13 protein-coding genes are annotated in these 12,411 nt (G+C 52.2%); all 13 read right to left on the reverse strand.

The features are described 5' to 3' along the window. Positions 1-23: 23 nt before the first annotated feature. The 13 genes from flhA to PCI15_RS20435 all read right to left on the reverse strand — a co-directional run bounded on the left by flhA (position 24) and on the right by PCI15_RS20435 (position 12,410). Complete coding sequence (gene flhA / locus PCI15_RS20375) at positions 24-2,096, reverse strand: flagellar biosynthesis protein FlhA (RefSeq protein ID WP_376787851.1); 2,073 nt, start codon at positions 2,094-2,096, stop codon at positions 24-26. Between the two features lie 216 nt (positions 2,097-2,312). Beyond that, positions 2,313-3,455 (reverse strand): flagellar biosynthesis protein FlhB, encoded by a 1,143-nt coding sequence (gene flhB / locus PCI15_RS20380; protein ID WP_271271755.1) that lies wholly within the window; start codon positions 3,453-3,455, stop codon positions 2,313-2,315. Further along, the gene (fliR, locus tag PCI15_RS20385) at positions 3,456-4,241 is read right to left on the reverse strand and encodes a flagellar biosynthetic protein FliR (RefSeq protein ID WP_271271756.1); all 786 of its coding nucleotides are present in this window, start codon (positions 4,239-4,241) and stop codon (positions 3,456-3,458) included. Between the two features lie 3 nt (positions 4,242-4,244). Further along, a complete protein-coding gene (gene fliQ / locus PCI15_RS20390) occupies positions 4,245-4,514 on the reverse strand; it encodes a flagellar biosynthesis protein FliQ (RefSeq protein WP_271271757.1) in 270 nt (89 codons plus the stop codon). Between the two features lie 8 nt (positions 4,515-4,522). Further along, a complete protein-coding gene (gene fliP / locus PCI15_RS20395) occupies positions 4,523-5,284 on the reverse strand; it encodes a flagellar type III secretion system pore protein FliP (protein WP_376787826.1) in 762 nt (253 codons plus the stop codon). Then, positions 5,281-5,718, reverse strand: a complete 438-nt coding sequence (gene fliO, locus PCI15_RS20400) for a flagellar biosynthetic protein FliO (RefSeq protein WP_271271758.1) — start codon at positions 5,716-5,718, stop codon at positions 5,281-5,283. Before fliO ends, fliP begins: the two co-directional genes overlap by 4 nt. Continuing rightward, the gene (gene fliN, locus PCI15_RS20405) at positions 5,718-6,167 is read right to left on the reverse strand and encodes a flagellar motor switch protein FliN (RefSeq protein ID WP_271271759.1); all 450 of its coding nucleotides are present in this window, start codon (positions 6,165-6,167) and stop codon (positions 5,718-5,720) included. Before fliN ends, fliO begins: the two co-directional genes overlap by 1 nt. 67 nt (positions 6,168-6,234) lie before the next feature. Continuing rightward, entirely contained in the window at positions 6,235-7,206 is a 972-nt protein-coding gene (gene fliM, locus PCI15_RS20410; protein WP_271271760.1) for a flagellar motor switch protein FliM, read from the reverse strand. A 10-nt stretch (positions 7,207-7,216) separates the two neighbouring features. Continuing rightward, on the reverse strand, positions 7,217-7,738 hold the full coding sequence (locus PCI15_RS20415; protein WP_205658756.1) for a flagellar basal body-associated FliL family protein: 522 nt from the start codon (positions 7,736-7,738) through the stop codon (positions 7,217-7,219). Between the two features lie 165 nt (positions 7,739-7,903). Beyond that, positions 7,904-9,739 carry a flagellar hook-length control protein FliK gene (locus tag PCI15_RS20420; protein ID WP_271271761.1) on the reverse strand — a complete coding sequence of 612 codons (1,836 nt, stop codon included), beginning with the start codon at positions 9,737-9,739 and terminating at the stop codon, positions 7,904-7,906. Between the two features lie 112 nt (positions 9,740-9,851). Next, entirely contained in the window at positions 9,852-10,292 is a 441-nt protein-coding gene (fliJ, locus tag PCI15_RS20425; RefSeq protein ID WP_271271762.1) for a flagellar export protein FliJ, read from the reverse strand. After that, the gene (gene fliI, locus PCI15_RS20430; RefSeq protein ID WP_271271763.1) at positions 10,289-11,665 is read right to left on the reverse strand and encodes a flagellar protein export ATPase FliI; all 1,377 of its coding nucleotides are present in this window, start codon (positions 11,663-11,665) and stop codon (positions 10,289-10,291) included. Before fliI ends, fliJ begins: the two co-directional genes overlap by 4 nt. Beyond that, complete coding sequence (locus tag PCI15_RS20435; protein ID WP_271271764.1) at positions 11,658-12,410, reverse strand: flagellar assembly protein FliH; 753 nt, start codon at positions 12,408-12,410, stop codon at positions 11,658-11,660. The genes fliI and PCI15_RS20435 overlap by 8 nt, the downstream gene beginning before the upstream one ends. Between the last annotated feature and the right edge of the window lies 1 nt (position 12,411).

Genomic DNA, 12,411 nt, shown 5'->3' on the forward strand with positions numbered 1-12,411 from the left:
AAAACTTTGATGTTTCAACACTCTTACTGATCACGGTTCTGCCCTCCGACAGTCGCGATGATCGTCACCCGTTTGTTCTCCGGGATTTCCTGATACGAAAGCACTGATATCTGCTGTTCACCGTAACGCACAAACTTGGCAAGCAAGGGCCTGACCGGTGCAGCTACGAGCAATACCGCCGGCCGTCCGGCAATTTCCTGTTGCTGCGCCACCTCAGTCAGTGACGTCTGTAACTGTTCCGCCATACCCGGCTCAATTACCAACCCTTCGCTGTTACCCTGCTGCATTGACCCCAGTAACAGTTGCTCAAGCTGAGGATCAAGTGTAATAACCGGCAACTCCGGCTCCGAACCGTTGATATTCTGTACAATCAGACGGTTTAACGCCACCCGCACTGCCGCTGTCAGCGTCAAAGGATCCGCACTTCTCGGCACCGCCTCAGCAAGCGCCTCCGTAATGGTACGGAAATCCTTGATTGGCACCTGTTCCATCAGCAGATTCTGCAGCACTTTCAGAATAATACTGACAGACAATTTCCCCGGCACCAGATCCTCAACCAACTTGGGCGAGGATTTCGCCAGAATATCCAGCAACTGCTGAACCTCATCATGCCCCATCAGCTCATGAGAATGGGCCTGCAACAACTGATTAAGGTGCGTAGCAACGACCGTCCCGGCATCCACAACGGTATAACCGAGCGTCTGAGCCTGCTCTTTCTGACTCTGCTCAACCCACACCGCATCCAGACCAAAGGCCGGATCTTTAACCGTAATACCTTGCAGGTGACCAAATACCTGGCCCGGATTAATGGCCAGCTCCCGCTCAGGATACACCTCAGACTCCCCGACAATCACCCCCATCAGAGTGATCCTGTACGCCCCGGGCATCAGATCAAGGTTATCGCGAATATGCACCGATGGCACCAAAAACCCCAGATCCTGGGAAAGCTTCTTACGCACCCCCTTAATCCGGTTGAGCAACTGCCCGCCCTGCAGCTTATCGACCATAGGAATCAGCCGGTATCCCACCTCCAGACCGATCATATCCACCGGCATAACATCATCCCAGTCCAGCTCTTTCACATCCGCATCCGGCTCGGGCGGAGGCGGAGCATCTGACTCGGCAGCCTTTTCCCGTTCCTGTTCTTCAAGGTTACGCTTATGAATGAAGTACGCACCTGCACCGCCGAGAAACGCCAGTGACAGAAATGCGAAATGCGGCATCCCCGGAATAATACCCATGATAAACAGAATACCCGCAGCAACTGCCAGCGCTTTATGCGAACCGAACAGCTGCCCCAGCACCTGCTTACCCATATCATGGGAAGCATTCACACGGGTTACCATAATTGCTGCTGCCGTTGACAACAGCAATGACGGAATCTGGGCAACCAGGCCGTCACCGATGGTCAACAGCGAGTAATAGCGGGCAGCCAGATCAAATGACAGATCATGCTGAACCATACCAATGCCCAGGCCGCCCAGAATATTGATCACCAAAATCAGAATACCGGCGACCGCATCACCCCGGACAAACTTACTGGCACCGTCCATAGAACCGTAAAAATCAGCTTCCTGAGTAACATCTTCCCGGCGCTGTTTAGCCTGTTCCTGATCAATAATGCCAGCATTCAGGTCAGCATCAATGGCCATCTGCTTGCCGGGCATGGCATCCAGTGTAAATCGGGCACTCACTTCTGAGATCCGTCCGGCACCTTTGGTGACTACCACGAAGTTGATGATAACCAGAATCAGGAATACCACTAAACCGACAACGTAGTTGCCACCGATAACAACCTCACCAAAAGCCTCGATTACCTTACCGGCAGCATCTCCACCTTCGTGGCCGTACAGCAATACCACCCGGGTTGAGGCGACATTCAGCCCCAGACGCATCAGCGTCGCTATCAGCAAAATCGTGGGAAAAACCGCAAAATCCAGGGGGCGCATGGCGTAGACACACACCAGCAACACTACAATTGACAGGGCAATATTGAAAGTAAACAGGACGTCCAGCAGAAATGGCGGCATCGGCAATGTCACCATTGCCAGAATCACCAGCAACAGGAAAGGCACACCCAGATTGCCCTGTCCCATACTGCGAACGTTATTATAGATAGCTGCTCTATCCACTGCTTGCCTGCTTAGTCAGCGACGCCTGAAAGACAAAAGCGTCAAAAAAATATCACTAAAATAAAATATCACTCTGCGAGTGGTAAAATACCATTAAAAAGCAGCAACAAACATCAATTTTTTGACGCACCACTTCCCATAGTGGGAGATGATGCAAGAAATCCGCCAATCTACCGACAATCAGTCAGTTTCATCCCGGCGCAATTCCTCAGGGATAGGTAAACGGTCTGACAGACGCTGCGGCGCAGGCCCTTCTTTCTTCTTATGACGCTTCAACTGGTACACATACGCCAGCACTTCAGCCACGGCCTTGAATAAGCCGGCAGGAATTTCATCGTCGATTTCTGTAGAGTAGTAAATTGCCCGGGCCAGCGCCGGTGAAGACAGTACAGTGACATCGTTCGCTTCAGCAATTTCACGAATTTTTAAGGCCAGAAAATCACCGCCTTTAGCCACCATGATCGGTGCATGGCCGCGCTCCTGATCATATTTCAGCGCCACAGCAAAATGCGTCGGGTTAGTAATTACCACATCCGCTTCCGGCACGGCACTCATCATCTGCCGCTGAGAAATTTCACGCTGTAACTGACGAATCCGGCCTTTCACCTCAGGCTTACCTTCGGTGTTTTTCATCTCATCCTTTACTTCCTGCATCGTCATTTTCAGCTTTTTGGAGTAGTCATGAATCTGAAACGGCACATCCACAACCGCAATCAGAATCATCGTGGCACTCATCGCCACAAACGCCCAAAGCACAATGTCTGTCGCGCCGGCCATGGCGGTGCGAATATCCTGCGCACCCAGAGCAAAGAGTGCTTCTTTAACATTATCCAGGATAAAGAAAGACAAAACGCCAACGACCAAAAACTTAGCCAGCGCTTTAAACAACTCAAGTAAAGCCTTCAGGGAAAACATCCGCTTGATACCGGAAAACGGATTAATGCGGCTGCCTTTAGGCATCAGCGCCTTACCACTGAGATTCCATCCTCCCAGCCCTAAAGGCCCGACAAACGCAGCAACCAGCATAATCAGAAAAAACAGTGCGACCGACATCATCCCCTCTCTCAGGGAATGACCAAGATGCTGAAACATGAGATTAGGATCAAACACCGACTGACGGTCCAGAGCAAAGTTATAGCTCATCATATCCATCATGACATTCGCTGCCGTTTCCCCCAGCATAAGGGCCCCAAAAGCAGCCGCCAACAAAGAAACGGTCGTCGCCAATTCTTTGGAACGGGCTATGTCGCCTTTCTCTTTGGCGTCTTTTAACCGTTTGGGTGTGGGTTCTTCGGTTTTCTCCTGACCGCTCTCTTCTGCCATTTACAGCCCTCCCACACCCAGAACACGCTCAATATACTGAAAAGCGAATTCAGTGAAACGGTAGTACTGTCCCAGGAAGCCTTCGAGGCTCACCCAGGTTATCAGCAGCCCCATTAACATCGTAAAAGGGAAACCGACAGCAAAAATATTTAATTGCGGAGCCGCCTTGGTCATAATGCCAAAGGCAAAGTTAATCACCAGCAGCGCAGTGACCGCCGGCAACGACATCAGCAGAGCACTGGAAAACAGCCAGGTACCCGACGTTGCAATCGCCATCAGCCCCGAAGCAGGAACCACGCCTTCCGTCACCGGCAAGACATAAAAACTGCGCACCAGCGCTTCTATCAAAACCAGATGCCCGTTCAGTGCCAGAAAAAGCATCATGACAATCATCAGATAAAACTGAGACAACACGACCACAGAAACCCCGTTTGCCGGGTCACTGACAGATGCAAAGCCCAAACCCATCTGAGAGGCAATCAATTGCCCGCCTAGGGCATAAATCTGAAACAGGATTTGCATAAGAAACCCCATAGAAATGCCGACAAGTATCTGTTCAGCAATCCAGATATACGTCTGCATCGACAAGCCGTTCACCTGCGGCAGATTCGGCAGGACAGGCACAATCACGGTAGTGACCGCCAGCGCCAGCCCCATACGGATGCGGGCCGGCACCATCCGGGTACCAATAACAGGCACAACCATAAAAAAGGACGCCACCCGAAAAAACGGCAGCAGAAACTCAGCCGCCCACTGTTCAATTTCGAGAAAGCTGGCGCTAAACACCCGCTACCCCAGAAACAGTGGAATGTTGGTAAAGATATTGCCGAAATGATCCAGCAACTTGGTCAGGATCCAGGGCCCCGACCACATAATCGTCAGCAAGGTCACCAGCAAACGGGGCAAAAAGCTCAGAGTTTGTTCGTTAATCTGGGTTGCCGCCTGAAAGGTCGCTATGACCAGACCTACCAGCAGCGAAGGCAAAACGATCACTGCCACCAGCACCACCACCAGGTAAAGCGCCTCACCATACAGATCAAGAACAATTTCCGGCGTCATAGGGTCTCCTACACAACCACAAAACTGGCAGCCAGCGTACCGACCACCATCGCCCAGCCATCAATCAGTACAAATAGCATGATTTTAAACGGCAGGGAAATAATCACCGGCGATAACATCATCATACCCATGGCCATCAGGATACTGGCGACCACCAGGTCGATAACCAGAAAGGGAATAAACAACATAAAACCTATCTGAAAAGCCGTCTTCAGCTCACTGGTCACAAACGCCGGCACCAGCACATTAAACGGGATTTCTTCCGGCGTATTGACCGCCGGTGTGCGGGAAATATTCATAAACAGGTTTAAGTCATTTTCGCGGGTTTGCGCCATCATAAACTCCCGGAATGGCACACTGGCAGCCTGCACAGCTTCAATCGACGTTATTTCTTCACCGATGTAAGGCTGAATCGCCCCTTCATTCACCCTTTCCAGCACCGGCGTCATAATGAAGAGACTTAAAAATAACGACAGCCCGACCAGAATCTGGTTCGACGGTGTCTGTTGCAAACCCAGCGCCTGACGCAAAATAGCAAATACGATAATGATCCGCGCAAAGGACGTCATCATCATCATGATTGCCGGCAGGAACGTCAGCAGTGTCATCAGCGCGAGGATCTGAATCGTCACACTGTAATCCGCGGTTCCGTCCGGATTCGTGGTCAGGGTCACCGCCGGGATGGCCGGATCAGCAGCAAACACCCAGGCCGGAAACATCAGCCCTAACATGATCAGTCCGCTGCGCATAACAGCTGTCAGTGCATTCATTGCGGTTTAACTCTGCTCAGCGCCTGCTGTAACTTCACAGCAAAATCCCCTTTTTCACCCACCTTTATCAGAGGCTCATCATAACTGGCCAGCAAGTTCACCCGGCCCGGCGCCACCCCTAACAGCAACTGCTGCTCACCGGCTTGCACCAGAATCACTTTTTCCCGGGCGGTCAGAGGCAAAGCTGCGATGATTTGCAGACGCTTATTCTGTCCCGGTAAGTTTGAGTAACGGCGCAACAGCCAGGCAAGCGTAAAGATCAGCCCGATAACGACCAACAGACCAAGCGCAAGCTGGGTAATTGCCCCTGAATTAAAAGGCTCTTTATAAACCAGACCGGTAGCCGGCGCAGGGGCTGCACCGGAGACCGTATCAGCCAGCAGCCAGAATGACTGCAGCGCAGTTATCAAAAACAGACAAACACGCCAGACCACTAGCGCAGCTTCTCAATACGTTCTTCAGGACTGATCACATCGGTAAGACGAATACCGTAACGGTCATTGACGACCACAACTTCACCATGGGCAACCAGGGTGCCGTTTACTTTTACATCCAGCGGTTCACCGGCAACACGGTCCAGCTCAATCACTGATCCCTGATTAAGCTGCAGCAAATTACGGATAGGAATTTCCGCATGACCTACCTGCATGGAGATAGTCACGGGAATGTCCAGAATAACGTCCAGCTTAGGATCTTTTACAATCGCAGCATCGTCAGTCAGCTCATCAAGTTCCACTTTCTGAGCCGCCTCACCGGTAGCCTGCTCTGCCAGAGCGTCACCCCAGTCTGCACCACCGCCGGCATCACCAACCTGCTCAGCCATTGCCGCGCCCCAGTCGTCTGCCATTGCGTCCTGATCGACGTTACCTGTTTCATCACTCATACAAGCGTTCTCATTATGTAGCTGATTACAGCCAAGTTAACCCTATACAGTTAAGCTTAGCGAATTTTTATCGTTTTATTTCATGGAGGATCTTTACCGCCAGATTTCCCCGGGACGTTCCCAGGTTGCAGGTAAAAATCGGTACCCGGTTAGCCGTTAGCTTGAGTTTATCCGGTATATCAACCGGAATAATATCACCCACTTCAAAATCCACGACATCGCGCAGGGTCAGTTGCCGCTCGGCAATGGAAAGCCCCAGCTCCATCGGTGCCTCCAGCACTTCTTGCTGCAAGCTTTTCAACCACTGTTCATCAAGCTCTTCTTCAGCGCGCTGATAGCCAGACACAAGCGTATCCTTAATCGGCTCCAGCATGGCGTATGGCATGGTGACATGGAACTCCCCCATACCGCCATCCAGATCAACCTGAAAAGAACTGACCACAACCACTTCGGAAGGATTAATCACGTTTGCCATGGCCGGGTTTACTTCATGGCCACTGACTTCAAATTTGAGCGGCATCACCGGCTGCCAGGAATCTTCAAGGTCACCAAAGAACTGACCGATTACCTTATTAATCAGGCGCAGCTCGGTCGGGGTGAACTCCCGGCCCTCAATTTTAGCGTGACGGCCGTCGCCACCGAAGAAGTTGTCCACCAGTTTAAAAACCAGCTTGGCATCCATCACCAGCAACGCGGTTCCCCGCAACGGCGATACCCGCAGCAGGTTAATACTGGTCGGCACATACAGGGTATGAATGTAATCGCCGTACTTCATAATCTGCACACCGCCGACAGAGACATCAGCATTACGGCGTAACAGATTGAACAGGCTAATACGGGTATGACGGGCAAAACGCTCATTGATCATTTCAAGCGTTGGCATCCGGCCACGGACAATTCGCTCATGGCTGGCAAGGTCGTAAACACGTACCTCACCCGCGTCCTGAGGCTCTTCTTCCTGCGTTTCTACCTCACCGCCATCAACACCGTGTAATAAGGCATCGATCTCGTCTTGTGAAAGCAGGTCTTTAACGGTCATAGATAAACCTTCACTGCATAATAAAACCGGTAAACAGGACTTTTTCTATTCCTGGCTTACCGATCTTGTCCTGCATTTCTGCCTGAATTTCCTGCGTAGCCGCAGCCTGCAAATCCAGTTTGCCCTGCAGAGTACGTAACGTTGACAACGACTGATTACTGAACAGACGGGTAAGACGGTTAACAATGCGCGGCATATGCTTGGTCAGCGCAGCAACCACTTCATCATCACGGGACTTGGTCTCAACATAGACCTGAAGGTAATGGGTTTTACCGTCATTACTGTTAATTGTAACGGTAAAATAAGGATCTCCGGACAGAATCCGGATCTTGCTGTATTGCGCCTGCTGCTTCACAGGGGCAGCAGCTTCAGCCGGCTCAGCAGCTTCATCAGAGCCGCCCAGAAACATCATACCGCCCACAGCACCACCCGCCGCAAGCACGATTGCACCCACAATAATCAGGATAAGCTTCAGCTTACCGCCTTTTTTGCCTTCACCGGCACCATCTGCTTCAGTATTTTCTTCAGCCATCAAACATCCCAGCGGCATACAGCCGATTTATCTTAGAATAATGGGCCTAATATAACATACTGATTCAGCAGCGGAAGCCACCAAATTCCGCATTACGCGCAGAAGAAATTGAATCCTCTGTTGGACTTTTTAAAAATCTGCACTAAGCGAAGTTAAAACAGCTGTTTAAGCATAATAATCAACCATGGAAACACTCTGGGCAGCCTGTGTAGCTAACACTTCAGGCGCGTCGTCCAGCTCACCTTCGGCACCGTATCCACCACTGGCAAATGCCTCACGCTGCTGAGTGTCTTCCCGCTGCTGGGAGCTCTGATCTTCCACTGAAGAGTCAGCCAGTTCCAACCCCTGTTCAGCGAACATTTCCCGCAACTTCGGAAGGCTTTGCTCCAGCGACTCCTTCACACTGGCATGGGGCGTATTAAACACCACACTTACCTGTTCATTCTTAATTTCCAGCTTAACATTCAGACTGCCCAGCTCCGGCGGATCCAGACGGATTTCTGCCACTTTACCGTTCTGAGACGCCAGCCATACTACCCGGTCGCTGACTGCCTGCCCCCAGGCCGGGTTACCCGGTCGTAACCCCTGCTGCATCTGTAACTGGTGTGGTTCAGCCCCCACTTTTTCAGCCCGGGCAACACTGCTGCCGGCCAGTGATGCTGACAGTGAATCAGCAAAACCTTCAGCCTTTACCGATTCCGCAGCGGAAGCTCTGGAGGCTAATTTGCTGACGGCCTGCTCTGCTAACTGCTCAGTTAACAGCGAAGCTGAGTTCTGTAACTTTGCCAGACTGTCGACTGCAGGGCTGACACCGGCTGGCAGAACAGGCTTCTGTCCTTCAGCAGCCTTGCTGTTATCGGCAACCAGACCTTTAATCAGGCCATTTTCTTCAGCCCCTCTGGCAGAGGAACTGATAGCCTGACGGGATTCAGCTTTTTGTTCATCGACAGTCACACCAGCAGCATTAGCAGCAATCGCTTCCTGCCCCGGCAAGACAGACTTACCAGTCTGTGCCTCTGCAGCGCGCTGGGTTAACTGCTGTGCCTGCTCATTAACTTTCTGCCCTTCGGGGGCCTGTATGGCTGATTGCTGCGACTGCCTTGCGGCTATATCGGCCTGAGCAACAGCAGACTCACCAACGCCATTTGCTGGCTGACTGGTTGCTGCAGCAAGGTTTTCAGCTGACTTTCCAGCAACAGGTGCCGGCGGCACCACACCCGGCTGAGCGACTTTATCGCCGCTACTTGCAGCAGGTGATGCTTCAGCGACCGCAGTTGCCTTCGTTTCACTGGTTACCGATTTAACAGAGGATGCCAGCTCCTCCACAGACGGATTAACCAACTGCTGCTGATTCTGCTGAGGGGCTGCCGCATCTTGTTTAATACCTGGATTTTCAGATACAGCTGCAACCTGCCGGGCATTCTGTTCATTGCCGGCAACAGTATTATCACCAGCAACTGACTGCTGAGCACTGACAAGTTCATGCACCGCTTTTGATAAAGGTGACTGATCGGCCGGCACGCCAGCAGATTGTGCAACCTGCTGACCGACAGCCGCTTTGGTATCAGCAGGCTGAGAATCGGAAACGACGGCTAATCCTGAAAGCTCTTGTGATGAACGGGACTGAACACCCCCTTCCTGTATCAGTGAGTATTCCGCTGAGACGTCCGCTTCCAGAAACTTTTTCAGCTGACTGAGGGTTTCGCTGCCATCAGCGGTCTGTTTTTCACCGGACTTATCAACACTGTTTTGAATATCTCCCCGGGCAGTTACCTGCTCCTGAGCCTGGGAGACAGTACCCGGCGGCAAGCTTTCGCCGCCCTCTGCCTGCCCTTGCCTCTGTGTACTGACCAGTGCAGAGGTACCTGTCTGTGACTGGCTGGTCTGCAGAATCATTGCATTGAAGTTTCCTCCAAGCCCCGCCGTTGCGGGCGCAGCGCCGGCTCCACCTATATCAAGAAGAGATCCGGTACCGGTCGAAACAGGAAGCATTGGATTCATAGAGCAGCCCTACCTAAATATCTGAAAGCGCAAATTACGCCTCTTTACGAATATCTAAAGCAGGATTAATGCCAACTTGGAAGAATTATGTGCCGGCAGACATGCCATTACATTAAATGAAAGGAGTACGAACCAGCTGTGAGCGCTCATCAATTTGCTGTTGTTGCTTTTTCTCATCAACCCGGCGCTCATCCTCTCGGGCCTTATCAATCACAGAGTCGATGGCTTTAAAATGCCCGTAAGCCGCTTTCCAGTGCTCCCGAACTTTCTCAAGATGCTGCTGATCAGATTCAATAGCCTGCCGCTGCTGTTCAATCGCCGCACGGATCTTCTGCATAAATGCCTGATGGGTATCCAGTTGCTGGACACTCACCCCGCCCGCACCATTGGCATAAAAATTATTCGCGTACTCAGCGTAATACTGTTCCAGTTGCTGCATGGTCTCCTGCCCCTTCTGCACACGCCCCTGGCTATCAGCCAACAACTGATCCGCCTGCTTACGCTTACGCTCAGCCTGTTCCAGAACAATTTCTAACCGCTTAGAACGTTTCACTGATTAGCCTGCGTAGCGGCTGTCGTATCACCACCCTGCGGATTAGAAGACAAGACCATCGCCATGCTCTGCAGGCTGGTCTTAAAATCAAAAGACTCATTCAGCCCCTGCTGAAGGAACTCACGCATTAACGGCATACGCTCGATGGCAAAATCCGTTTCAGGGTCACTGCCTTTCATATACGCCCCCACTGAGATCAGATCACTGCTTTGCTGATATTTAGCATAGATCTGTTTAAAGCCCATTGCCGCCTGCAAATGCTCAGGCGCCACAATCTGCGGCATCGCACGGCTGATGGACTGTTCCACATCAATGGCCGGATAATGCCCCCGCTCCGCCAGCGAACGGGATAATACAATGTGCCCGTCCAGAATCGCCCGGGCGGAGTCAGCGATCGGGTCCTGCTGGTCATCACCTTCGGTTAAAACCGTATAAAACGCCGTCACCGAACCGCCGCCGTGGTCGCCATTACCGGCCCGCTCGACCAGCTTAGGAAGTTTTGCAAATACCGAAGGCGGATACCCTTTGGTTGCAGGAGGCTCCCCAACTGCCAGCGCAATCTCACGCTGCGCCTGTGCGTAACGGGTCAGAGAATCCATCAACAGGAGTACATTTTTACCCTGATCTCGGAAATATTCAGCAATCCGGGTGGTTAACTGTGCTGCCCGCAAACGCATCAGCGGCGAATCATCTGCCGGCGAGGCAACCACCACTGAACGGGCCATGCCTTCAGCCCCCAGACTGTGATCAATAAATTCGCGTACTTCCCGTCCCCGCTCACCAATCAGGCCAACGACAACGATTTCCGCTTCGGTAAAACGGGTCATCATGCCCAGCAACACACTCTTACCCACACCACTGCCGGCAAACAACCCTAAACGCTGACCACGCCCCACACTCAGCAATGAATTAATACAGCGAACACCTACATCCAGGGTCTGATTAATTGGCTGACGGGCCAGAGGGTTAATCGTTCGGCCATGCAATGGTACCCGGGTATCACAACCTAAAGGCCCGCGGCCATCCAGCGGCCTGCCAATACCATTAATTACCCGACCAAGAAGATTAAAACCAACCTCAACATCACCACCGCCCTGCTTTGGCAGCACTTTGGCACCGGGTGCGAGCCCCTCAACCACATCAATGGGCATCAGATAGATCCGGTCACCGGAAAAACCAACCACCTCAGCTTCAGTAGGCAGCCCCTTGTCAGGATATACCAGGCAGTAATCCCCCATTGAAGCTTTAATACCCACCGCTTCAAGGGTCAGGCCGATCAGCCGGGTTATATGCCCCTCTGCAACAGGTACGGGAGGAATGTAAGAAACATCGTGAAAACGTGCCAGACGGTCCAGCAGACGGTTATCACTCATTGTTCTGATCAGGCCCCTGACGGGCCACTTCGGTTAAATGCGCCTGCAGCTGGCTTGCCACCGACTGAAAACGGGTATCAACGGTATTATCAATCTGCGCATTACCGGTCGTGACCTTACAGCCTCCGGCACTGACAGTATTATCTGCAATCAGCCGCCAGTTTTCATGACGCTGCTGTAACGGCTCAAGCAATTCCACCTGGTCAGGGTGTACGGATATATCAACAGCACCGGTTTCCCGAGGAAGCTGAGCAACCGCGTCCTGAACCGCCTGTCTGACAGCATCAGCACTGGTCTGCAACTCAGCACCCACAACAGCGCGCCCCAGTTCCAGCACCATCGCCACCAGCATATGCTCGACATCACCGTTGATCTGATCCAGCGGCTGTTCTACCTGCTGCACCATACTTTCCAGTTGGGATATGCGCTGTGTTACATCATTGGTTCCGGACGCCATGCCTTCCTGATAGCCGGCCTGCTGCCCTTCCTGACGCCCGATCTCATTGCCCGACTTCAAGCCTTCCTGATAACCTTCCTGACGGGCGCTTTCGCGAATAGACTCGAGTTCTGAGAGGGTCAGCTTTTCGGCAACGATTTCATCTTCGACAACCGCGATCTCTTCTTCTTTTTGCAGCTCGTTCAGCGCCACCACGTGATGGCTCTTCACCACGGGCAAATCCCATGGCTGAGTAACCACTGCTTCACCGGCGCGGATCCGCACCATTGAACTGTCGATTGCCTTCATC

The sequence above is a fragment of the Aliamphritea hakodatensis genome (assembly GCF_024347195.1).
Classification (GTDB): Bacteria; Pseudomonadota; Gammaproteobacteria; order Pseudomonadales; family Balneatricaceae; genus Amphritea; species Amphritea hakodatensis.